The sequence below is a fragment of the Lachnospiraceae bacterium JLR.KK002 genome, from assembly GCA_036941025.1.
In the GTDB taxonomy this organism is placed as follows: domain Bacteria; phylum Bacillota; class Clostridia; order Lachnospirales; family Lachnospiraceae; genus Petralouisia.
This window is the reverse complement of sequence record JAYMNP010000001.1, coordinates 2,816,652-2,840,134: the sequence shown is the minus strand read 5'-3', so window position 1 is coordinate 2,840,134 and position 23,483 is coordinate 2,816,652. Positions and strand designations below refer to the sequence as shown.

22 protein-coding genes, 1 pseudogene and 1 other annotated feature (1 of these 24 only partly in view) are annotated in these 23,483 nt (G+C 49.0%); of the genes and pseudogenes, 22 read left to right on the top strand and 1 reads right to left on the bottom strand.

All coding sequences use genetic code 11. The features are described 5' to 3' along the window. Window positions 1-171: a binding site (T-box leader), on the top strand (it extends 131 nt beyond the left edge of the window). 199 nt (window positions 172-370) lie between these two features. The 22 genes from trpE (at window position 371) to VSQ32_13765 (ending at window position 21,885) form a co-directional block, all read left to right on the top strand. Continuing rightward, entirely contained in the window at window positions 371-1,783 is a 1,413-nt protein-coding gene (trpE, locus tag VSQ32_13870) for an anthranilate synthase component I (protein MEH2943920.1), read from the top strand. After that, window positions 1,780-2,349, top strand: a complete 570-nt coding sequence (locus VSQ32_13865; protein MEH2943919.1) for an aminodeoxychorismate/anthranilate synthase component II — start codon at window positions 1,780-1,782, stop codon at window positions 2,347-2,349. Before trpE ends, VSQ32_13865 begins: the two co-directional genes overlap by 4 nt. A gap of 1 nt (window position 2,350) precedes the next feature. Next, the gene (gene trpC / locus VSQ32_13860; protein ID MEH2943918.1) at window positions 2,351-3,127 is read left to right on the top strand and encodes an indole-3-glycerol phosphate synthase TrpC; all 777 of its coding nucleotides are present in this window, start codon (window positions 2,351-2,353) and stop codon (window positions 3,125-3,127) included. Between the two features lie 44 nt (window positions 3,128-3,171). Beyond that, window positions 3,172-3,837 carry a phosphoribosylanthranilate isomerase gene (locus tag VSQ32_13855; protein ID MEH2943917.1) on the top strand — a complete coding sequence of 222 codons (666 nt, stop codon included), beginning with the start codon at window positions 3,172-3,174 and terminating at the stop codon, window positions 3,835-3,837. Beyond that, window positions 3,827-5,017, top strand: coding sequence for a tryptophan synthase subunit beta (gene trpB / locus VSQ32_13850; GenBank protein MEH2943916.1), 1,191 nt, complete (start codon window positions 3,827-3,829; stop codon window positions 5,015-5,017). Before VSQ32_13855 ends, trpB begins: the two co-directional genes overlap by 11 nt. Beyond that, window positions 5,014-5,811 (top strand): tryptophan synthase subunit alpha, encoded by a 798-nt coding sequence (gene trpA, locus VSQ32_13845; GenBank protein ID MEH2943915.1) that lies wholly within the window; start codon window positions 5,014-5,016, stop codon window positions 5,809-5,811. Before trpB ends, trpA begins: the two co-directional genes overlap by 4 nt. A gap of 57 nt (window positions 5,812-5,868) precedes the next feature. Beyond that, complete coding sequence (gene trpD, locus VSQ32_13840; GenBank protein MEH2943914.1) at window positions 5,869-6,891, top strand: anthranilate phosphoribosyltransferase; 1,023 nt, start codon at window positions 5,869-5,871, stop codon at window positions 6,889-6,891. Between the two features lie 157 nt (window positions 6,892-7,048). Beyond that, window positions 7,049-8,251 carry a class I SAM-dependent rRNA methyltransferase gene (locus VSQ32_13835; GenBank protein ID MEH2943913.1) on the top strand — a complete coding sequence of 401 codons (1,203 nt, stop codon included), beginning with the start codon at window positions 7,049-7,051 and terminating at the stop codon, window positions 8,249-8,251. A gap of 42 nt (window positions 8,252-8,293) precedes the next feature. Continuing rightward, window positions 8,294-10,108 carry an ABC-F family ATP-binding cassette domain-containing protein gene (locus VSQ32_13830; protein ID MEH2943912.1) on the top strand — a complete coding sequence of 605 codons (1,815 nt, stop codon included), beginning with the start codon at window positions 8,294-8,296 and terminating at the stop codon, window positions 10,106-10,108. An 11-nt stretch (window positions 10,109-10,119) separates the two neighbouring features. Beyond that, a complete protein-coding gene (locus tag VSQ32_13825) occupies window positions 10,120-10,800 on the top strand; it encodes a hypothetical protein (protein MEH2943911.1) in 681 nt (226 codons plus the stop codon). A gap of 265 nt (window positions 10,801-11,065) precedes the next feature. Continuing rightward, window positions 11,066-11,959 carry a DegV family protein gene (locus tag VSQ32_13820; GenBank protein ID MEH2943910.1) on the top strand — a complete coding sequence of 298 codons (894 nt, stop codon included), beginning with the start codon at window positions 11,066-11,068 and terminating at the stop codon, window positions 11,957-11,959. Between the two features lie 71 nt (window positions 11,960-12,030). Then, window positions 12,031-13,386: a Trk system potassium transporter TrkA gene (gene trkA / locus VSQ32_13815; protein ID MEH2943909.1), complete on the top strand. Its 1,356-nt coding sequence runs from the start codon at window positions 12,031-12,033 to the stop codon at window positions 13,384-13,386. A gap of 17 nt (window positions 13,387-13,403) precedes the next feature. Further along, on the top strand, window positions 13,404-14,843 hold the full coding sequence (locus tag VSQ32_13810; GenBank protein MEH2943908.1) for a TrkH family potassium uptake protein: 1,440 nt from the start codon (window positions 13,404-13,406) through the stop codon (window positions 14,841-14,843). A 3-nt stretch (window positions 14,844-14,846) separates the two neighbouring features. Continuing rightward, window positions 14,847-15,101: a hypothetical protein gene (locus VSQ32_13805; GenBank protein ID MEH2943907.1), complete on the top strand. Its 255-nt coding sequence runs from the start codon at window positions 14,847-14,849 to the stop codon at window positions 15,099-15,101. A gap of 26 nt (window positions 15,102-15,127) precedes the next feature. Beyond that, window positions 15,128-15,373, top strand: a complete 246-nt coding sequence (locus tag VSQ32_13800) for a TM1266 family iron-only hydrogenase system putative regulator (GenBank protein MEH2943906.1) — start codon at window positions 15,128-15,130, stop codon at window positions 15,371-15,373. 45 nt (window positions 15,374-15,418) lie between these two features. Next, window positions 15,419-16,675 (top strand): [FeFe] hydrogenase H-cluster maturation GTPase HydF, encoded by a 1,257-nt coding sequence (gene hydF, locus VSQ32_13795; protein MEH2943905.1) that lies wholly within the window; start codon window positions 15,419-15,421, stop codon window positions 16,673-16,675. A gap of 46 nt (window positions 16,676-16,721) precedes the next feature. After that, window positions 16,722-17,429, top strand: coding sequence for a VanR-ABDEGLN family response regulator transcription factor (gene vanR, locus VSQ32_13790; GenBank protein ID MEH2943904.1), 708 nt, complete (start codon window positions 16,722-16,724; stop codon window positions 17,427-17,429). After that, a complete protein-coding gene (locus tag VSQ32_13785; GenBank protein MEH2943903.1) occupies window positions 17,419-18,522 on the top strand; it encodes a HAMP domain-containing sensor histidine kinase in 1,104 nt (367 codons plus the stop codon). The genes vanR and VSQ32_13785 overlap by 11 nt, the downstream gene beginning before the upstream one ends. A 145-nt stretch (window positions 18,523-18,667) precedes the next feature. Then, on the top strand, window positions 18,668-19,459 hold the full coding sequence (locus VSQ32_13780) for a C39 family peptidase (protein MEH2943902.1): 792 nt from the start codon (window positions 18,668-18,670) through the stop codon (window positions 19,457-19,459). 30 nt (window positions 19,460-19,489) lie between these two features. After that, a complete protein-coding gene (locus VSQ32_13775; protein ID MEH2943901.1) occupies window positions 19,490-20,140 on the top strand; it encodes an HAD-IA family hydrolase in 651 nt (216 codons plus the stop codon). A 307-nt stretch (window positions 20,141-20,447) separates the two neighbouring features. Beyond that, window positions 20,448-20,696, top strand: a complete 249-nt coding sequence (locus VSQ32_13770) for a hypothetical protein (protein ID MEH2943900.1) — start codon at window positions 20,448-20,450, stop codon at window positions 20,694-20,696. A 370-nt stretch (window positions 20,697-21,066) separates the two neighbouring features. Beyond that, entirely contained in the window at window positions 21,067-21,885 is an 819-nt protein-coding gene (locus VSQ32_13765) for a hypothetical protein (protein MEH2943899.1), read from the top strand. 189 nt (window positions 21,886-22,074) lie between these two features. Here VSQ32_13765 and VSQ32_13760 read toward each other — a convergent pair. Further along, window positions 22,075-23,470: pseudogene (locus VSQ32_13760) on the bottom strand (transposase). Between the last annotated feature and the right edge of the window lie 13 nt (window positions 23,471-23,483).

The window sequence follows — 23,483 nt, the reverse complement described above, 5'->3', positions numbered from 1 at the left end:
GCATGGAAACAGGCAGAGTAGCGGAAGCCGTGTCCTCACGTTACAGAGGTAAGATATCATGTGTATCGGATTGAGATTATAGAATTAGTGGCGGATATTTCTGATTGGAAGTATCTGTTTTTTTATTCTATGATGAAGCAGGGTGGCACCGCGGTTGTTATCGTCCCTGGTAAAAGTGAAAACTTTTACCAGGGACTTTTTTTACCTTACAGGAAATGACGTGTTACTGTGAAGTGTTAAAGTATATGAATTTCCTATAAGAGAACAACAATTATGCGCAGCTCGCGGAGAAGAAGTTTATTGCTGCGCAATCCGCTCGTGCGCGGAGAATTGCACAGCGCATTCTTTTTCAATAAAAAGGAGAGAAGATATGAAACGTATTTTAAGAGTATATCAGCGTACCGTCAGTATAGTCAGTGAAACGGCCATTGCCATGTATGAAAATCTGGCAGGAAAGCGCAGAGGATTTTTACTGGAGAGTTATGACAAAAATTATGACAGATATACATTGTTTGGCGTGGAGCCGGAAGAAATCATTACCTCCAGGGGAGAGGCGCTGGTTATCCGCACCGGTCAGGGGGAAGAAGTGAGGGAAGGCAATCCGCTGGAGCTGCTGAAAGAATATTACAGTCAGTTTGAAATCAGAAAAGATGAGGATGGGCTGAAATTCAGCGGCGGCCTGGTAGGAAACCTGGGGTATGACTTTGTGAAATACACCGAGAAACTGCCGGACGAAAATCCGGACGAAATCGGGATAGAGACGATACAGATGATGCTGATGACAAAATTTATACTGATGGACCATGAGGCGGAAACTCTGACAGCCATTGTGCTGGGAGAGGACAGCGAGGATGGAAAGCGGCAGTCCCTGCAGGAAGCAGACGCATTGATTGCACGGGCGCGGGATTCCGGCAAACAGGAGCAGGAAGCGGTTTCCGTTGTCCATGACGGAAAAATCATTGGGAAATCCGATACGCTGGAAGAATACTGCAAAAAAGTGGAAAAGATAAAAAACTACATCCGGGAAGGCCATATTTTTCAGACCGTGCTGTCTCAGAGGTGGACTCTGGAGACGGGCCGGGAAGGTTTTGATTTGTACAAAGAACTGCGGGAACTGAATCCGTCGCCTTATCTTTATTATTTTAATTTCGGGGCGTTTGAAGTAATCGGAAGTTCCCCGGAAATGATTGTAAAACAGCAGGGCGGAAAAGTATTTACCTGTCCCATAGCAGGAACCAGAAAACGCGGGAAAGACCGGGAAGAAGATGAGTTCTTAAAACAGGAACTGCTAAATGATGAAAAAGAGCGCGCCGAACATGTGATGCTGGTGGATCTGGCCAGAAACGATATGGGAAAAATAGCTCAGTTCGGCACGGTGAAGGTGACACAGTTTATGGAGGTGCGGAATTATTCCCATGTCATGCACCTGGTATCCATGGTGGAAGGCCGGAAGAAAGGCAGATTTCATCCTGTGGATTTGGCAGCCTCCTTCCTTCCGGCAGGTACGTTAAGCGGCGCACCGAAGATTCGGGCCATGGAAATTATTGAGGAACTGGAAGAGAACCGCAGAGGCCTGTATGGAGGGGCCACAGGCTATCTGGATTTCAGCGGAGATATGGACTTCTGTATTACCATAAGAACCATGATAAAAAAGGGGAATAAAGTATACCTGCAGGCGGGAGCCGGAATTGTGGCCGATTCCCGGCCGGAACTGGAATACCGGGAATGCTGCAATAAGGTGATGGCGCTGGCCCGGACATTAGTGGAGGAGGAAAATTTATGATACTGCTGATTGACAATTATGATTCCTTTACTTACAACCTGTATCAGTATATGGGGACTTTTACACAGGATATTAAGGTTGTGCGCAATGATAAAATTACGATAAAAGATATCCGGGAATTAAGACCGGAAAAAATCGTACTGTCTCCTGGTCCCAAAAGTCCCGGAGACGCCGGAATCTGTATGGATGTGGTAAAAGAATTTCTGACGGAACTTCCCATTCTGGGCATATGCCTGGGGCACCAGTGTATCGGAGAGGCACTGGGAGGGACCGTCACTTATGCAAAGGAGTTGTTTCATGGAAAACAGTCTCTGATTTATCACAGTAAAACAGGAATATTTACAGGCATTGATTCTCCTGTCCGGGCGGCCAGATATCATTCTCTGGCTGTGCAGGAAGCAACCTTGCCGGAATGCCTTAAAGTGCTGGCCAGAACGGCAGACGGAGAACTGATGGCCATGGCCCACCGGGAATATCCGGTGGTGGGATTGCAGTTCCATCCGGAGTCTGTTTATACGGAACATGGAAAGCGGATGATTGATAATTTTGTGAATGGAGTGATTTGAAATGATTTTAGACAAAATAGTGGCAGATAAAAAACAGCGGCTTTTGGAGCAGAAATCCCGCATCAGCGAGACGGAAATGCGCAGGCGGGCAGAAACCTGTTCCAGGGCGTGCATCAGCTTCCGGGACGCGCTGGCCCGGCCGGGAATATCCATCATCGGAGAATTTAAGAAGGCGTCCCCCAGCCTGGGCGTCATAGACAGCAAAGGGACTCTGACGGAGCGAATCGGAGCATATAACGAATCGGCGGACGCTGTTTCCTGTCTCACAGAGGAAAATTACTTTCTGGGAAATGCACAGTATCTGGAGGAAATCCGAAGTATAACGCCTCTGCCCATTCTGCGCAAAGACTTTATGATTGATTCATACCAGTTTTATGAAGCCAGAGCCATCGGAGCAGACGCAGTTCTGCTGATTGCCGCCATTCTGGATGACGTTCAGTTGAAGGAATTTTACGGGCTGGCCGGGGAGCTTGGCATGGACGTTCTGGTGGAAACCCACAATGAGCGGGAAATGGAACGGGCCCTGAAGCTGGATGCAAAAATCGTTGGTGTAAACAACCGGGATTTGCAGGATTTTACCATTCGCCTGGATACTACGGAACGGCTGGCTCCTATGGTTCCCAAAGGGAAAATTCTGGTGGCAGAGAGCGGAATTGTCACGGATGAGGATGTGAAATTCCTGAAAAAATGCGGGGCGGACGCATTTCTCATTGGCCGGGCCTTTATGGAGTCGGAGCATCCCAGGGAGCTGGCGTTACACTGGAAATCTCTGGAATAAAGAGAACATGAGGCATTCCGTGAAATGAAGAGGCAGGTGAGAGCATGAAATTACCGAAAATAAAAATCTGCGGTCTTACCAGAACGGAGGAAGCCGGATTTTTGAATGAATCGAAGGCAGATTACGCAGGATTCGTCTTTTATGAGAAAAGCAAACGGAGCGTAACCATTGCTCAGGCCGAAAATATCAGGAAGGAGCTGTCCCCGGAAATCCGGCAGGTGGCGGTGGTGGTCAGTCCCGAACGGAGCTTATGCCAGGAACTGGAACAGGCAGGATTTAATATTTTACAGATACACGGAAAGATGCATCCGGAGCTGCCGGAGCAGTCCCGGATTCCCATCTGGCGCGCCTGTAACCTGAAAAATATCCGGGAACTGGAGCGTCTGGAACATCATGAGAACATAATCGGTTATGTGGCGGACGCCGGGCAGGCAGGGGGCGGAATCCCCTTTGACTGGCAGAACTGCCGGAATGGGCGGGAATGGAAAGAGCGGTATTTTCACGGCAAAACATTCGTACTGGCCGGAGGCCTTTCCTGCCGGAATGTGGGAGAGGGAATCCGGCGGTTTCATCCCGATGTGGCGGATGTGAGCTCCGGTGTGGAAAGCAGCTTCCGGAGAAGTTCGGATAATCAGGAAATAAGAAGAAAAGACAGAAAATTAATTTTTGATTTTATAAAAGAAGTGAGAGGGCAGGAATATGGAACATAACGCAGATAAGAGATATTACGGAGCATATGGCGGACAGTATGTGTCGGAATCACTGATGAATACGCTGGAAGAACTGGAAGCAGCTTTTGAGGAAGCCATCCGGGATGAAAAATTTCTGGAAGAATACCGGTATTATTTAAAACAGTATGTGGGAAGGGAAACACCCCTTTATTATGCAAAACGCCTGAGTGAGAAATACGGTACAAAAATTTATCTGAAACGGGAGGATTTGAACCATACGGGAGCACACAAAATCAATAATGTAATCGGACAGATTCTTCTGGCCAGACGGATGGGCAAAAAGAAAGTGATTGCCGAGACCGGGGCCGGGCAGCATGGAGTGGCTGCCGCCACGGGAGCAGCACTGGTGGGTATGGAATGTACCGTGTATATGGGGGCGGAAGATATCCGGCGACAGGCATTAAATGTATTGCGCATGGAACTGCTGGGCGCCAGGGTGGTGGAAGTTACCTCCGGAAGCAAAACCCTCAAAGACGCCACCAACGAGGCTATCCGTACCTGGTCCAAAACAGCGGAAGACACCTTTTATGTAATAGGCTCTGCCGTGGGCCCGTACCCCTATCCCAAAATGGTAAAGGAATTTCAGCGGGTCATCAGCCAGGAAGCCAGAAGGCAGATTCTGGAAGCGGAAGGCAGACTGCCGGATACGGTGCTGGCATGTGTGGGCGGCGGCTCCAATTCTATCGGGATGTTTGCAGAATTTCTGGAGGATACTTCCGTTCATCTGGTTGGCGTGGAAGCCGCGGGGCTTGGAATTGAAACAGGCAGACACGCCAGTGCCATGGCATTGGGACAGCCGGGAACCCTTCATGGCATGAAATCTTATCTGCTGCAGAATGAAGACGGAAATATACAGCTTGCCTATTCCATTTCCGCCGGACTGGATTATCCGGGCGTGGGGCCGGAACACGCATATCTGCGGGATACGGGAAGGGTGGAATACGTGTCAGTCACGGATACGGAAGCCATGGACGCACTGCAGGAGCTTTGCAGGCTGGAAGGGATTATTCCCGCCATCGAGAGCGCCCATGCCCTGGCATATGCCAGAAAGCAGGCAGAAAATATGAAGAAAGACGACATTATGCTGATATGTCTTTCCGGCCGGGGAGATAAGGACGTTCAGACAGTAGCAGATTACAGGAAAGGAGCAGGAAAATGAAAAACAGAATTGAACAGAAAATGGAACAGCTGGAAAGCCGGCAGGAAAAGGCATTTATTACGTATATGACCGCAGGGCTTCCGGATTTTGCAGGATGCAAAGAACTGATAAGAACACAGGAGAAGGCAGGCACGGATATCCTGGAGCTGGGGATTCCCTTTTCCGACCCGGTGGCAGACGGGCCGGTGATTCAGAACGCTTCCTGCAAAGCCATTCAGCAGGGCGTCAGCCTGAAAAAAGTATTTGAAATGATGCAGGAAATCCGGGCAGAGGGCGTGGAAATCCCCATTATTTTCATGCTGTACTATAATACCATTTTTCATTGCGGACTGGAACATTTTGTGTCAGAATGCGTGCGGTGCGGTGTGGACGGTGTGATTGTACCGGATTTGCCCCTGGAGGAACAGGAGGAACTGAAACATGCGCTGGAACCGGAACATGCCCCCATACTGATACAGCTTGTATCGCCAGTGTCAGCGTCCCGTGTTCCCCATATTCTGGAGAATGCCAGGGGATTTGTATACTGTGTGTCAGGCATGGGCGTAACAGGCCAGAGCGGAGCATTTCACCGGGAAATCATCCGTTACCTTTCCGCAGTAAAGGCAGTTTCCGGAATTCCCGTGATGATGGGATTCGGGATTCGCAGTGCAGAAGACGTGGCGCCCATGAAGGATATCATTGACGGTGCCATCGTAGGTTCGCATTTTATCAGCCTGATGGAGGAATATGGCTATTCGCCGGAAAAAGCCGGGGCGTACTGCCGTACCTTCCGGCAGCAGTTAAATGCATTGTAATAAATATAAGAAGTGTAATAATTCCTGTGGTTCAGATTTGGAAAAGAGGTTGGAAATATGAAAGAAGCGATTCAGAAAGTGGTAGACGGACAGAATTTAACAGAGGAAGAAGCAAAAAGAGTCATGAACATTATGTTAAGCGGAGAGGCAGGCCAGGCTCAGCTGGGCGCATTTCTCACAGCCCTTCGCATGAAAGGAGAAACCCTGGAAGAATTAACGGGATTTGCGGCAGTATTAAAGGAGAAAGCAGAGCATATCGCTCCGAAGGTGGAGAATTATCTGGATCTGGTGGGAACCGGAGGAGACAGGACCTTTACTTTTAATGTGTCCACGACAGCGGCATTTGTGGCGGCAGGGGCAGGACTTCCCATTGCAAAACACGGAAACCGTTCCATTTCCAGCAAAAGCGGCGCCGGCGATGTACTGGAAGCGCTGGGAGTCAACATCATGGCGGAACCTCAGGTGGTAACCAGATGTGTGGAGGAGGCAGGCATTGGATTTATGTTTGCCCAGAATTTTAATAAATCCATGAAATATGTGGGGCAGGCCAGGACAGAAATGGGAATCCGTTCCGTATTTAATATTCTGGGGCCTCTGGCCAATCCTTCGGATGCGAAATTCATGGTGGTAGGGGTATATGACCCTGCTCTGACAGACATGGTGGCAAAGGTTCTGAGTCGGCTGGGTGTGGTAAGGGGATATGTGGTGAGCGGTGAGGACCATATGGACGAATTTACCCTGACCGGGAAAACCACGGTTTCCGAAATCAGCGAAGGAAAGGTGACAACCCGTCAGGTAACACCGGAGGAATTCGGCCTGAAAGAGGCCTCTCTGGAGGAACTGCAGGGCGGAAACGGGGCGCAGAATGCCAGAATTACCACCGCCATTCTCAAAGGGGAAGAACGGGGCGCCCGCCGGGAGATTGTGCTGCTGAACGCAGGAGCCGCACTGTGCGCAGGCGGCAGAGCCGCAACCATAAAAGAAGGAATCGTTATGGCGGCAGAATCCATAGATTCCGGAAAAGCGTATCACATTCTGGAAGAACTTGTGAAAATATCCAATGAACCCTCAGCGGCCTGAAATGGCATTAGATAATTGCAAAACTGTTAAGTTTTGCAATTATCTATGAAATGGTATGAATTAATGGTATAATACTGAAAAAGGCAGAAAAATTGTAGCAGTTCAGCCATAGCCTGTACTGTTACGGAAAATTCACAGTCAGGAGAGGTCAGGCAGAATGGAAGAAGCAGTTGTTACGCTGAAAAAGGGCGCAGGGAGAACCATAAAATCCGGCGGACTCTGGATTTATGACAATGAGATTGCATCAGTGGAAGGAGATGTTGCAGACGGAGATGTGGTATCCGTCCATGATTTTGACGGTTATCCCATGGGAAAAGGGTTCCTCAATCCCAAATCCAAAATCAGCATACGCATGATGTCACGGGATAAAGAGCAGAAAATAAATGCAGATTTTATAAAAAGGCGGGTCAGGAATGCCTGGGAATACCGGAAGAAAACGGTGGATACCAGTTCCTGCCGGCTGATTTTCGGAGAGGCCGACTGGCTGCCGGGGCTGGTGGTGGATAAATTCTCGGATGTTCTGGTGGTACAGTCCCTGGCCCTGGGCATTGACCGGTTCAAAGAGGAAATTATAGAGGATTTGAAAGAATGCATGGCAGAGGACGGCGTCCGGATTCGGGGCGTTTATGAGCGCAGCGACGCAAAGGTGCGCAGACAGGAAGGCATGGAGCTGCAGAAAGGCTTTCTGGGGCCGGAATTTGACACAAAAGTGGAAATTGTGGAAAACGGCGTCCATTATCTGGTGGATGTGAAAGACGGGCAGAAAACAGGATTTTTCCTGGACCAGAAATACAACCGGAAGGCTATTCAGCCTCTGTGCGTCCATGCAAAAGTACTGGACTGTTTTACCCATACGGGTTCTTTTGCATTAAACGCCGGGATTGCCGGGGCAGATTCGGTGCTGGGAGTGGACGCCTCCCGCCTTGCAGTAACCCAGGCGCAGGAAAATGCGGTTCTGAACGGGCTGTCTGATCGGGTGAAATTCACCTGTGCGGATGTGTTTGAGCTGCTGCCGGAGCTGGAGCGCCGGGGAGAAACCTTTGACGTGGTGATTCTGGACCCGCCTGCCTTTACCAAATCCAGAAATTCCATAAAAAATGCAGTGAAAGGGTACCGGGAAATCAATCTTCGGGCCATGAAGCTGGTGAAAGACGGAGGATATCTGGCCACCTGCTCCTGTTCCCATTTTATGGACGCGGAGCTCTTTGCCAGAACTATCCGCCAGGCGGCGGACAATGTGCACAGGCGCCTGCGGCAGGTGGAATTCAGAACTCAGGGGCCGGATCATCCCATTTTGTGGGCGGCAGAAGAATCTTATTACCTGAAATTCTATATATTTCAGGTGTGCAGGGAGATTTAGGCTGCCCGTCGGCAGACAGAACAGTATGGTGAGGATAGAATCATGAATATATTAGCAGCGGAACATTTGCGGAAAGCATATACGGCAGAACGGATTTTGCTGGAGGATGCTTCTTTCAGCCTTCAGGAAGGCGAAAAAGTCGGAGTAATCGGCGTCAACGGTATGGGGAAATCCACCCTTTTAAAACTCATTGCAGGGGTGGAGGAACCGGACGGGGGCGCTGTTGTTATGGGAAACCATGTGAAAACAGCTTACCTGGAGCAGACGCCTGTGCCGGAAGACACGGACAGTATTTTACAGGCAGCCCTGAAAGGCCTGGACGTTCAGGACGGGGGAATGGAAGGGGAGGCCAAATCCATGCTGCACCGCCTTGGGTTTTCCGATGTGAGGCAACCGGTAAAACATCTGTCCGGGGGACAGAAAAAGCGTGTGGCTCTGGTCAATGTATTGCTGCAGCCGGTGGAAATCCTGATTCTGGATGAGCCCACCAACCATCTGGACAGCGAGATGGCCGGATGGCTGGAAGATTATCTTGTAAGGTTCCGGGGCGCTGTGGTGATGGTAACCCATGACCGGTACTTTCTGGATGGGATTGCAGACCGGATTGTAGAGGTGGACCGTGGAAATATTTACAGCTATCCGGGGAATTATGCCGATTATGTGGCGTTGAAAATCCAGAGGCAGAATATGGAGCAGGCCAGTCAGCGGAAACGGAAAAGTATCCTGAAAAAGGAACTGGCCTGGCTGGCCAGAGGGGCAAGGGCCCGTTCCACCAAACAGAAAGCCCATATTCAGCGGATTGAAGACATGCTGGCTCAGGACGGGCCGCCGGAGGAAAAAAGAGTGGAGATGTCTTCGGCCTCCACCCGGATGGGGAAGAAGACCATCGAGGTCAAAGGACTGTCCAAATCATATGGAGACCAGATATTAATTCAGGATTTTACTTATATATTTCTGAAGGGAGAGCGGATTGGAATTATAGGGCCCAATGGCTGCGGGAAATCCACTCTGCTGAAACTGATTCTGGGACAGGTGGTTCCGGATGAGGGCAGCGTGGAGCAGGGGGAGACCATTCGAATCGGTTACTTTTCTCAGGATAATTCCCATATGGATGAAAACATCCGGGCCATCGACTATGTACGGGAAGCAGGGAACTATGTGGATACCGGAGACGGGAAAATCAGCGCGGCCATGATGATGGAGCGTTTTCTGTTCGACGGCGCCATGCAGTGGACTCCGGTGGGGAAACTGTCCGGAGGGGAACGCAGAAGACTGTATCTGCTGCGGGTGCTGATGGGAGCGCCCAATGTGCTGATTCTGGACGAGCCCACCAACGATTTGGATATACAGACACTGAGCATACTGGAGGATTATCTGGATTCCTTTGAAGGGATTGTGATTGCCGTGTCCCATGACCGCTATTTTCTGGAGCGTGTGGCTGCCAGAATTTTTGCATTTGAGGGACAGGGCCATTTGCAGCAGTATGAGGGAGGCTACCTGGATTATCTTAATGTCGGAAAAGAAACGTGTTCCAGAGGGGAACCGGCGGCCGGAGCAGGAAAAGCGGCGAAAGCGGCCAGAGAGACGTCGAAAGGAAAGCCGAAATACGGAGAGAAAAAACTGAAATTCACCTATAAAGAACAGAGGGAATATGAGGTTATAGAGCAGGAAGTGGCCGGACTGGAAGAAAAGCTGGAAAAGCTGGAAGACGACATGATGAAACATGCCACCAATTCCCTGCGGCTGTCGGAACTCACAGAGGAAAAGGAGCGGACAGAAGCAGAATTGGAAGCGAAAATGGAGCGGTGGGTATATCTGAGTGAGCTGGCGGAAAAGATTGCAGAACAGAACAGTTAGCAGGAGGAGCTATGGATACGAAATTTCAGAAAAAGCACGAATCGGACATGTCGAGGAAAGAAAAAAGAGAACTGGAGCGTGAAAAACTGGCTTCCATGAGCGGGAACGAAAAACTGGAATATATTCTGAGCTATTATAAGTTCCATATTGCGGCTCTTGCGGGTCTTATTGTGCTGGTTGTGGGGATCGGCGTGTGGCTGGACAGCTTCCGGAATGAAACCATGATATATACGGCGGTTATCAACGGAAAAGAACTGGATACAGGAATCATGGAACATTTTCAGGCATACCGGGGAGACGACAGCCGGAGGCATAAGTATATGCTGGATACCTCCGTGGCCTTTTCCGGCCAGGACGGTTCCGGGGAGCTGGATTATGCCAGTCAGATGAAAATGGTTACGCTGGTGGGAGCCAATACAGCAGATGTTTTTATCTGTCCGGAAGAAGTGTATGAGGAATATGCAGGAGAGGAAAACTTTCTGGTTCCGGTGGAAGAACTGATGGGAGCAGAATTTGTGTCTGCCTATGAAGACATCTGCCGGCAGGACGCAGTCCGCATCGAAGACAGTGAAATATTGCAGCAATACGGATATCAGAGCCGGGGGCCGGCGTATTTTATCGTATTTCGCTATTCCGGGCATCAGGATGTGGCGGCAGATTTTCTGGAATTCCTGACGGGACAGGAAGACTGAGGGGATTGGTACCACCCCCCCCGTGTCTGCGGACAGAAGATTTTCCGGAGGTGACGGATGCCCGGCATCCACTACTTCCCTGGCCGGACACCGTGCAACGTGGTGCGCGGTGCCGTGTGAACAGTAACGGAGAATTTCTGTAACAGGGAAGATTCTGCAAAAGCCCTTTTCTTTTTATGGAAAAGGTATTATAATAGCAAAGAAGTGATTTGAAAAACGGGGAAGCGGAGTGCTTCCCTTTATGTAACAGGAAAAGGGGAATACTATGGCGTATCAGATTATTACGGATGGTTCCTGCGATTTGGGCGTGGAAGCGGCCAGTCAGGCAGGAGTGCGGGTGGTACCGTTTTATGTGACCTTTGACGGACAGACATACCGGAAAGAAATTGAGGAAATCAGCGTGCGGACGTTTTATCAGGAAATGGTGGATAATCCGGATAAATTTCCCAAATCTTCCCTTCCTTCCGTGCAGGATTATGTGGAAGCCTTTACACCTTATGCAAAAGAGGGTAAAGATATTATCTGCCTGTGCATTACCACGAAATTCAGCGGTTCTTACAATTCGGCCAGAACAGCCGCCGATTTGCTGCTGGAGGAATATCCCGATATTCGGATTCAGGTGGTGGATACCACCATGGATACGGTGCTGCAGGGGCTTCTGGTACTGGAGACCGTGCGGATGCAGCGGGACGGGCTGTCTTTTGAAGAAACACTGGAAAAAATAGAGAAAATCAAGCCAACCGGAAGAATTATATTTACCGTGGGAAATTATGAATACCTGATTCACGGAGGAAGAATCGGCAAAGTAATGGGTACGGCGGCTTCCACCCTTGGAATCAAACCACTGATTATGCTGAGGGAAGGAGAGATTTTCCCCACAGGGATTGTCAGAAACCGGAAAAAGGGGCTGAAGCGCCTGACGGAACAGACAAAAGAGCATTTTGAGAAAACGGGTGAATCTCCCGACGACTATCAGATTGTGGTAGGGTACGGTTATAATTATGAGGAGGCAGAGGAATTCCGGAATCAGCTTCTGGCATCTTTGAAGACTTATTCCGGATATGAGAAGATTGAAATCTATCAGATTGGAGCCACCATAGGAGTTCATACGGGCCCCCATCCGCTGGGTCTGGGGCTTTTGAAAAAATACGACAGATAACAGAAAAATACAACAGATTTTACCTTTTTGTGCGTATATTGTGATGAAAGACGTACAGAACGGAGGACATCATGCAGATAATTATTGTGGGTTGTGGAAATGTGGGCACAACTCTGACAGAACAGTTGAGTAAGGAAGGGCACAATATTACCGTAGTAGATACAGACTCCCTGAAGGCGGAATCCGTGGCAAACCGGTTTGATGTTATGGGAGTGGTGGGAAACGGAGCAAGTTTTACAGTGCAGAACGAAGCGGGAATTGAGGAGGCGGATCTGCTGATAGCAGTTACCACTTCCGATGAATTAAATCTGCTGTGCTGCCTGATTGCCAGAAAGGCGGGCGGCTGCAACACCATTGCCAGGGTGCGCAATCCCATTTACAATAAGGAGATAGCCTATATCAAGGAAGAACTGGGATTATCCATGATTATCAACCCGGAATATGCGGCGGCCTGTGAGATTGCCCGCCTGCTGAAGTTTCCTTCCGCCATCAAGGTAGACACCTTTGCCAAAGGAAGGGTGGAGCTTATGAAATGTAAAATCGGAGAAGGCTCTGTGCTGGGCGGAAAGCCTCTGACTTATATTTCCGGCGGACTGAAATGCGACGTGCTGATTTGCTCCGTGGAGCGGGGAGAAGAAGTCTATATCCCTTCCGGTAATTTTGAGCTGCAGGAAAAAGATGTGATTTCCATCATAGCTTCTTCCAGAAAAGCCAATGAATTTTTTCGGAAAATCGGAATGACCACCAACCGGATTAAAAACTGTATGATTATCGGCGGCGGGGAGACTACATATTATCTGGCAAAACAGCTTCTGCCCATGGGTATGGAAATCAAAATCATTGAGCAGGACAAACAGCGCTGCAATGAGCTGAGCGAGCTTCTGCCCCAGGCCATGATTATCCATGGAGACGGGACGGAACGGAATCTTCTGTATGAAGAAGGAATGCCCCAGGCCCATTCCTTTGTGTCCTGGACCAATCTGGATGAAGAAAATATAATGCTGAGCCTGTTTGCAAAAAGTGTGTCAAAGGCAAAAACCATCACCAAGGTTCACCGGATTGCCTATGATGAGATTCTGGACAGTATGGATCTGGGCAGTGTGCTTTATCCCAAGCATATTACCGCCGAGTATATTCTCCAGTATGTGCGGGCCATGCAGAATTCCATCGGCAGCAATATTGAGACACTGTACCAGCTGATTGAGGATAAGGTGGAAGCACTGGAATTCCGGGTGCATGAGAAATCGGAGCTTGTGGGCGTTCCCCTGAAAGAGCTGCGCCTGAAAGAAAATCTTCTGATTGGCTGTATCAACCGGAAAGGAAATATAATCACGCCGGGAGGTCAGGATACCATTGAAGTGGGCGATACGGTAGTAGTGGTAACCACCAGTCAGGGATTCCATGATCTGAAAGATATTCTGGCATAGGCGGAGGAGAACGGGTTATGAATTATTCGATTATCAGGTATATTCTCTGCCGGGTACTGGAATTTCAGGCATGGTTTCTGGCTCTTCCCTGCGCAGTGGCACTGATTTACAAGGAAAAAGAAGGATGGGCATACGGAGTGGTACTGGTGGGCTGTCTTCTGCTGGGGGCCCTTGGCAAAATGAAAAAGCCCAAAAGCAATGTGTTTTACGCCAGAGAAGGATTTGTGACAGTATCCTTAAGCTGGATTGTGCTGAGCCTTACGGGAGCGCTGCCCCTGTACCTGTCCGGAGAGATTTCCAGTTACACAGAAGCATTGTTTGAGATTATTTCCGGTCTGACCACTACGGGGGCCAGTATTCTGCAAGATGTGGAAGTTCTTTCCAGATGTAATCTGTTCTGGCGCAGTTTCAGCCACTGGATTGGCGGAATGGGGGTACTGGTGCTGATTCTGGCTATTCTTCCGCTGGCAGGAGGCTACAATATGCATCTCATGCGGGCGGAGAGCCCTGGGCCCACAGTGGGAAAACTGGTTCCGAGGGTGAAAAACACAGCCCGGAATCTGTATAAAATGTATGTGGTTCTGACTATTGTTCAGATTCTGCTGCTGCTGATTACCGGGATGTCCCTGTTTGAATCCCTGACGCTGTCGTTCGGTACTGCCGGAACCGGAGGATTCGGTGTGCTGAACAGCAGTATCGGGTCGTATTCCATGGCCTCCCAGGCAGTGATTACGGTTTTTATGATTTTATTCGGTATAAATTTTAACGTATATTACCTGCTCTGGACCAGAAAGCCTCTGCAGGCGCTGCAGCATGAGGAAATGAGATATTATCTGGGACTGATTCTGGCGTCTGTCCTCCTGATTACCATAAATATCAGAGGAGGATTTCAGTCTGTATTTGACGCTTTTCATCATGCGGCCTTTCAGGTGGCGTCCATTATCACCACCACAGGCTATTCCACCACGGATTTTAACCAGTGGCCGGAATTTTCCAAAGTCATTCTGGTGCTGCTGATGTTTGCGGGAGCCTGTGCAGGCAGTACCGGAGGGGGAATTAAGATTTCCCGTGTGGTTATTATGATGAAACTGGTAAAAAATGAACTGTCTTACCTGATTCATCCAAAAAGGGTGCGGCAGATACATTTTGAGAAACGAGTGGTCAACAAGGATGTACTGCGCTCGATTTGCGTGTTTTTTATTGCCTATGCCTTTGTATTTGCTCTGTCCCTTCTGCTGATTTCCCTGGACGGGCTGGATTTTACCACCAATTTTACTGCGGTGGCAGCCACGTTGAACAATATCGGGCCGGGGCTGGAGCAGGTGGGGCCGGCGGCTAATTTTGCGGTGTATTCCCAGCCGGCCAAATATGTGCTGATGTTTGACATGCTGGCAGGACGCCTGGAACTGTTTCCCATTCTGCTGCTGATGGCTCCCTCCACCTGGAAACGGAGGTAAGGTATGCGTCAGATGGAATTTAAAATGGAACGTACAGGATTGCTGCAGGAAGGCGATGTGCTTCCGGTAACGGAAGGGAAACTGCCCACTTCTTATTATTACACGCTGGGCAAAGCCTATGCCATGTCGGCCAATTACAGCTTCAGCCAGCGATTGAAATCCACAGAAGGAAAAGTGGTGAGTATCCATGAGACGCCGAAAGGATTTTTTGTGACGGTGGAATTTGACGAAGATGAAATATCCGGCAGGCATTTATGACAGATCCGTCAGAATTGAGGAAGTATATGGAATCACGGGTAGCCATTATCGGCATTATTGTAGAAGAGGAAGAATCTGTGGAAGCGCTGAACGGGATTCTTCACGGATACGGAACGTATATTATCGGGAGAATGGGAATTCCCTACCCCAAAAAGGGAATCAATATTATCAGCATTGCGGTGGATGCACCCCAGGATATTATCAGCGCCCTTTCCGGGAAACTGGGGAAGCTGGCCGGAGTCAGCAGCAAAACCGCCTATTCCAAAATGTAACAGTTTTACAATTGTCTGAATTGTCTGAACAGGAAAGGAGCAGCCATGAGTCTGAACAGTACCCCATCCGCAGACCGCATACATATTGGTTTTTTCGGGAGAAGAAATGCAGGAAAATCCAGTCTGGTCAACGCAGTGACCGGACAGGAACTGGCAGTAGTGTCTGAAATCAGAGGAACCACCACGGACCCGGTGCAGAAAGCCATGGAGCTCCTGCCCATGGGGCCTGTGGTAATCATTGACACCCCAGGAATTGATGATGAAGGCGCCCTGGGAGAATTGCGTGTCAGAAAAACCAGACAGATTCTGAATAAGACAGACGTGGCTGTGCTGGTTACGGACAAAACCGCAGGTTTTACAGAGGCGGAACGGGAACTGGCGGGCCTGTTTCAGGAAAAGAAGATTCCCTATGTGGTGGCTGTGAATAAAGCTGATCTGACAGATTCCCCGGAAGAGAAACACGCAGAACAGCAGCAGGAGGGCAGTGCAGGTGCCGGATGGGAGCCGGATGCAAAGCGATGTATTTCTGTCAGTGCCAGGACGGGATTCGGGATAGAAGAATTAAAGGAGAAAATTGCCGGGCTGGCAGTGAAATCCGGGCCGGAAGGCAGAATTGTGGGGGATTTGCTGAAGCCTTCGGATTTCGTGGTGCTGGTGGTACCCATAGACAGTGCGGCTCCCAAAGGCAGGCTGATTCTGCCCCAGCAGCAGACCGTTCGGGATATTCTGGAGGCAGGTGCGGTTTCCATTGTCATAAAAGAAACCGAAGTAACACAGACATTACAGGAACTGGGGAAGAAGCCTGCTCTGGTCATTACGGACAGCCAGGTTTTTGCCGGGGTCAGCAAAGATACGCCGGAGGAAATTCCCCTTACTTCTTTTTCTATTCTGTTTGCCCGGTACAAAGGAAATCTGCGGACAGCAGTACGGGGTGCGGCTGCCATAGATACACTGCAGGAGGGGGATAAAATCCTGATTTCAGAAGGCTGCACCCATCATCGTCAGTGCGACGATATCGGCTCTGTGAAGCTGCCCCGGTGGCTCAGGGAGTACACAAAGAAGCAGCTTTCCCTTACGTTTACTTCAGGAACGGAATTTCCGGAGGATTTGACAGATTATAAGCTGGTAATTCACTGCGGCGGCTGTATGCTGAATGAGCGGGAGATGAAATATCGGCTGAAATGTGCGGCGGACCAGTATATTCCCATGACCAATTACGGAACTGCCATTGCCCATATGCAGGGGATTCTCAGACGAAGCGTACAGATATTCCCGGAAGTTCTGGCAGAGCTGCCGGAATAGCACAGGCAACTGCCTGACGGAATAACAGGCAGAAAGGAGGCGGAACATGTCGGAACGTATCCTGGTGGTAGATGATGAAACAGAGGTGGCGGATTTGCTGGAGCTGTATCTGGAACATGAGGGATATGAGATTCTGAAATATTATCGAGGGCAGGAAGCGCTGGCCTGTGTGGAGCAGGAGCATGTGGATTTGGCTGTTCTGGATTTGATGCTGCCCGATGTGGACGGCCTTCGCCTCTGTCAGGAAATCCGGAAACGGTATTATTTTCCCATCATTATGCTGACTGCCAGGGTGGAAGACGTGGATAAAATCAACGGTCTGATGCTGGGCGCCGATGATTATATCACCAAGCCTTTCAATCCGCTGGAGGTGGTGGCGCGGGTAAAAACCCAGCTGCGCCGGTACCACCGTTACAATGAACAGGAAGCCGGAAAGGCGCCGGAGGAAAATCAGGACGAACTGGATATCCGGGGACTGATTATGAACAGACGGAATCACCGCTGTTCTCTCTATGGAAAGAATCTGGAACTGACGCCGCTGGAATTTGAAATTCTCTGGTATCTCTGCCGCCATCAGGGAGAGGTGGTTTCCTCTGAAGAACTGTTTGAGGCGGTCTGGAAAGAGAAATATCTGGACAATAACAACACCGTTATGGCCCATATCGGCAGAATACGGGAGAAAATGCAGGATTCTTACCGGAATCAGAAGTTTATAAAAACGGTCTGGGGGGTTGGCTATACCATTGAGAAATGAAAAACAGATTAAACAGGTCATTCTCCATCGGTTTTTCCGGAAAATGCTGGGGGCAGGTTCTGTCTGCATGGGCCTGCTGGTGCTTCTGCTTTTTCTGGGAAAAACCATATGCGATGCTTATATATGGTACGGAACGGAAGGGTTTTATCCGATGCTTCACTGGATTTCGGAAAATCAGGGAATTTTCGTATGCGTGATGTTTCTGGCGGGGCTCCTGATTATCGGTATTGTTTACTGGATAAAACTGCTGAATTATTTTCAGGAAGTGCTGGGAGCCATGGAGCATCTCACGGAAGAATCCGGACCGATTCAGCTTCGGGGAGAACTTCGGGAAGTGGAACAGTATATGAATCAGGTACAGCGCCAGAATCAGAAAAACCGGGAGCTGGCCAGGGAGGCGGAGCAGCGGAAAAATGACCTGATTGTCTATCTGGCCCATGATCTGAAAACTCCCCTTACCTCCGTTATTGGTTACCTTACCCTGCTGCGTGAGGAGCGGGAGATTTCTCCGGAGCTTCAGGAGAAATACCTGTCTGTTTCTCTGGAAAAGGCGGAGCGGCTGGAAACTCTGATCAATGAATTTTTTGAGATTACCAGATTTAACCTGACCCATCTGGAACTGGAAACCTCCACCATATCACTGAAACTGCTGCTGGAACAGACGGTATTTGAATTTCATCCGATATTTCAGGAAAAAAATCTCACCTGCAGGCTGACGGTGGAGCCGGAAGACCTGAAAATTACCTGCGATTCGGAAAAGCTGCAGCGGGTTTTTGACAACCTGCTGCGGAATGCAGTGCTTTACAGCTATGAGGATACGGAGATTCGGCTGCGGGCAGAATCATCGGAAGACCGGGTGTACATTCAGGTGGAAAACAGAGGCGCCACCATTCCGGAAGAAAAGCTGGAACGGGTGTTTGAACAGTTTTACCGGCTGGACAGCGCAAGACAGAGCAAAGGAGGCGGCGCCGGGCTGGGCCTTGCCATTGCCAGAGAAATTGTCCGGCTGCACAAGGGCAGTATAAAAGCGGAGAGCCAGCAGGAACGGACAGTATTTACCGTAGAACTGCCTCTGGCTGCAGCTTCCGGATGAATAAAAGCATAATAATTCCGAATCACAGTGCAAATCTTCATAATTTCTTAAAAATTTTGCGAGAAAAAACGTGAGATTTGCCAAACTCCTTTTTTTATAATAATCCTGTACAGAACAGGAAAATGAGCGTGAGAAAGGAGTTAATATGAGACAGGGAAATGCAAAACGCCGGAGAGAACGAAGACGCAGGAAAATAAGACGCATGGCAGCAGGAATGGGGATGTTCCTGATTCTTGCGGCGGTTCTTCCGGCTGCGGGGCGTATCCGGCAGCAGGGCTCCGGGGCCGCAGAGGCAGAACGTTGTTTGCAGAGCCTGAAAGAAAAGGGGGAGGATTATCCCCAGGAACTGGAGGAAATGCTGGAGCATAATCCGGAAACAGCCGATTTTGTGGCAGGTTATCCCAGCCGGGCGGATTATCTTGGAAAAGAGATAGATCTGACCTCAGATTATCAGCCGGGACAGGTTCCTCTGCTGATGCAGTGGGACAGGCGCTGGGGATACGACAGTTACGGACAGGAGATGGTTGGGGTGGCAGGCTGCGGCCCCACCTGCATGACCATGGCTTACCTGTATCTGACCGGAGATACTGCCATGAATCCCCGGAAAATGGCGGCGTATGCATATGACAGCGGATTTTATACGGAGGCAGGGACAGGCTGGGATTTCTTTATCAGAGGCGCCGGGGAACTGGGGCTGTCAGGCAGGGAACTTCCTCTTGGGGAGACGCAGATAAAGCAGGCTCTGGACCAGGGAGGCCTGGTAATCTGCAGTATGCGTCCCGGTGACTTTACCACCACCGGTCATTTTATACTTTTGCGAAGCTATGATGACAACGGGTTTTATGTCAATGACCCAAACAGCAGGGAAAACAGTGAAAAACAATGGGATTTTGATACCTTAAGCCCTCAGATTAAGTGTTTGTGGAATATTATGTAAACCGCTGAACACAGGAAAGGAAAGAGAAGTATGAAATATCAGGCAGTTGTTTTTGATTTTGACTATACGCTGGGAGACTCCACAGAGGGAATGTTGTCATGTGTCAATCATGGACTGGGAAGCCTGGGCATTCCTCTGGCCGAACGGGAAGCAGTTCGGAGAACAGCCGGGCTTTCCATGAAAGATATTTACCGGGAGCTCACCGGGGATCAGGAAGAAGCAAAAGCAGTACTGTTTGAAATTTATTTCCGGGATATGGCGGATCTGGTCATGGTAGCCTATACGAATCTGTATCCGGACGCCCTGGATTTGCTCCGTTCTCTGAGAGACAGGAACATCCGGACGGGAATCGTCACAGCAAAATACCACTGTCAGATTGACGCAATTCTGGATAAGTGTCATGGGTCAGAATATATTGACATGATTGTGGGCGGAGAGGATGTGAGCGCTGTCAGACCGGACCCGGAGGGACTGCTTATGACCCTTGCTGCCTGGAATCTGCCGCCGGAACAGGTGCTGTACGTGGGGGACAGTCTGGTGGACGCCAGGACAGCGGAGGCTGCCGGGGTGGATTTTGCAGGAGTCACTACGGGAACCACAACCAGGGAAGAACTGGAAAAATATCCCTGTGCGGGCGTGTACGGGAGTTTGAGGGAACTGGGGGAGGCAGTATACGGATAGCGGCGCCGGCTGGTGCAGAGATTAATGAAATGCTGAGGTAATTATACCAGGGGGAAATTTAATGATGCCCAGATTGGGCTGATGATGGAAATGTTGGAGAAAAGTCAGAAATTTTTCGTTGATGAAGAAGAATATTTCGAACTGGATGAAAGACTGTATCTGAATAATCTTGAAATATTTCCGGTTGAGGAGTGAGTGTGTTTGGAAGGAACGCAGATTTTTATATGGCATAGAAAAAGAACTTTTAGATGAGACGGAGTGTCACCGGGCAAAAGCGAAAGTTTGTTTTCGGGATGATCGGGCAGAATTGCCGGATGTAAATTGTCGCAAGACAGATGATTTCTGTCGTTCCTGTGAATTTTCTGAAAAGCACAGGGAGAAATTCAGCAGGTTAAAGGATGAGAAAAATCTGCCGAAGCAGATAAGAACTGCGATTACGAAATTGTCTGAGAATCAGGAACCAATGAAAGGCAATATCTGTAAAACAGTGGGTGACTGTATTATTGCACTGGAAGCTCTGGAAACAACAGAAAACAGTTTGCACTACCAATCTTAAGGAGTTTCAGCCAATTTGTGACGCCATTGGCGTTAAAGTGTGTAAAATAACAGAAAACAGCAGAAAATAAAAAGAATCTCGCTCTGGAGATTCTTTTTATTTTCATCTTACAGGAAATACAATGATACTGTGAAGTACTAAAGTATATGGATTTCCTATAAGAGAAAGCCCTTCGGGCGGGATGCGCAGCTCGCGGAGAGGAAATTTATTGCCAGGCAATCCGCTCGCGCGCGGCAAAGTGTCCAGATCTGCGCTCCGCAGGAACAACTACCCGTGCGGGCAGTTCCAATTCAAAAAAATATCAGATAAAATGTAGCTGGACAGCTATTTTACCGGTTCTGCCTGACAGCAGGGGAAGGGTGAATGCAAAATGAAAGTGGAAAAAGGAAACAGTATGGATGAAAGGTATGTCTGTCCGGAACGGGGCAGGAAGAAATTCAAACTGGCGCAGGAACTGCAGCAGAATGTTTATCTGTATGGAATGACCGGAAACGGTAAGACGTCTCTGGTAAAACATATGCTCAGCCGAAAAAGCTACGACTATTATTCGGCCAGGGAGGCGGGAGCGGATCAGATAGAAATTCCGAAAGACGGCAGAAAACATGTGGCAGTTCTGGATGATTTGCATGAAATTTCAGGAGAGAGGCAGAGAGAGCTGTATGCAGAAAAACTGAGCCTTCTGCTGAAGCGCCAGGATATATGGCTGATTCTCATTTCCAGATGCAGGCTTCCCCAGTGGCTGATGCCTTTTCATATGGAGCAACCTTTTCTTGTGATTGAGGAGGAAGATTTACAGCTTGACCGGCAGGGGCAGGATGCCTATTTAAAAAACTGGAAGTTAAATCTGTCTCCGGAGAAAGCAGACCGTATCTGGAAAGCAGCCGGTGGGAATCCGCTGTTCCTGCGTTTTGCGGCGATGGCCGGCGGCGATGTAAAACAGGCGGTGGGCGATATGTGGAATTTTTTCCCCTGCATTATCGAGCGGTGGGAGACAGAGCTGCGGGAATTTCTGGTGGAAATGTCCGTGGTGGAGCAGTTTGACGCCGGGATGGCCCATATGGCCACAGGGAGAGGAAACGTACAGGAACTTCTGAAAAAGGCTCTGGAAACCGGGAATTTTTTAAAAGAAAAAGATGGGATGTACGAATATAATTTTGTAGGTAATTGCGAAACAAGTTCAAAATCTTGATTCCAATAGGGCAAAGGCCCGGTTGAGCCGGACTTACAGGAGGTGGATGTGGATAACAAGGATTTTAAGACATGAAAACAAAGCAGATAAGGATATCTGCCCGTGAAATGGTATGCGGTATGTAAGGTTATGCAATCAGAGGTTTTAAACTGCGGATATATTCATGCCTGTGCAGTTTATCAGCCACCATTACAGTAATAAGCTGGGTAATCCCGGCGAGAAGCAGGTCAGCATGAAGCGTTTTTTCATTCTGCGTTTTACGTCCGGCAACACAGAAGCTGTCCTTGAAATGGTTGATTGATTTCTCAACGTTTACCCTGAGCTTATAGGTGGAATCCCATTCGGCCGTACCACGAAGCGTACCAGGATAGGCGCGCAGGTTTTTCTCGGGATAAATATAAAACATCCTGCCGCAGGGGGATTCAGTACAGGGATTTTCACAGTGGCAGACACGTTTTGATTTCTTTGTAAGTTTGTTCCACTCCCATTTCATTTTCGGGCATACAAACTTCATGGTTGGCAGTCCGCAGCGGAGATGGGATTTGCTTCCTTCCCGTTTCATTGGAAGGGATGGGTCTTTGGGGCAGCAGGGGATGCCGTCCTTATTCAGCGGGCAGTCGGATTTTGGAAGGGAGATTCTGCCGTTGAGGGGAATGTAAGCCTGCTCAAAGGAAGCTTCCTGTAACAGGTATTTGTAGATTTCAATGGAATCAAATGCGGCGTCTCCCAGAAAAGTTTTCGGATTGATAAGCGGATGCTTGCGAAAGAAATCCTTTAAAGTGGGAATCAATGCCCTGGAATCGGCAAGACTCTTATCTTCATCCGGGGAATCAGATTTTTTTCCAACAATGATGTCAGGATGAGCCGCAAGAAAGTCCTTGTTATAAAAGGAAATATCCCGGACAATGCCGAGTCCGTTGGTAATAATACCGAATTTATAAGCATAACAGAAATGCCCGTTAATGTACATCTGCTGAATGGCTGGACTGGCGGCAGCATGGGAAGGCATGGAGCCGTAGGCGGCTTTATAAGGGTCAAAGGAATCGTCCATCCCTTTTGCTTTTTTGAAGGCTTTCAGCTGTTTGATGATACGGTTGGCATATTTGGGATTGTTTTCTGTAACCCATGCCTCAATGCCGGAGGTGTCAAAGAGAAGCATGGAAGCTTTCTGTGTATCAATAGAATGGCATATCGGTTCGGTCAAGTCAACAAGATGGTCGAACATGGATTGTAAGTCCGATAAAAACTCCTGTTTGAAGCGGGTGAATTTAGAGGCATCCGGGACAACATCAAAGCCGCAGAAGTCCCGCAGTTCCTGGGAGTATTTCAGGAATACGATCAGCAGGGATGTTGTTGGGATTGAGAAGATGAGCTGTAATAACAGAGCCCTGAGCATCGGATAAAGCAGATGCTTACGGGGCCTGCCAGTGGCAGCATGGAAATGAGAAATAAAGGACACTGGGACCATTTCATCTAAGTTGATGGTATTTTCGAGAAGTGCAAGGAACTGATATTTATCATTATCAAATTTATTTTGGCAATCGGTAAAAATATCTGCCAAAGAGAGCTGTTTGTATGGTATCATGTAGGTACAACTC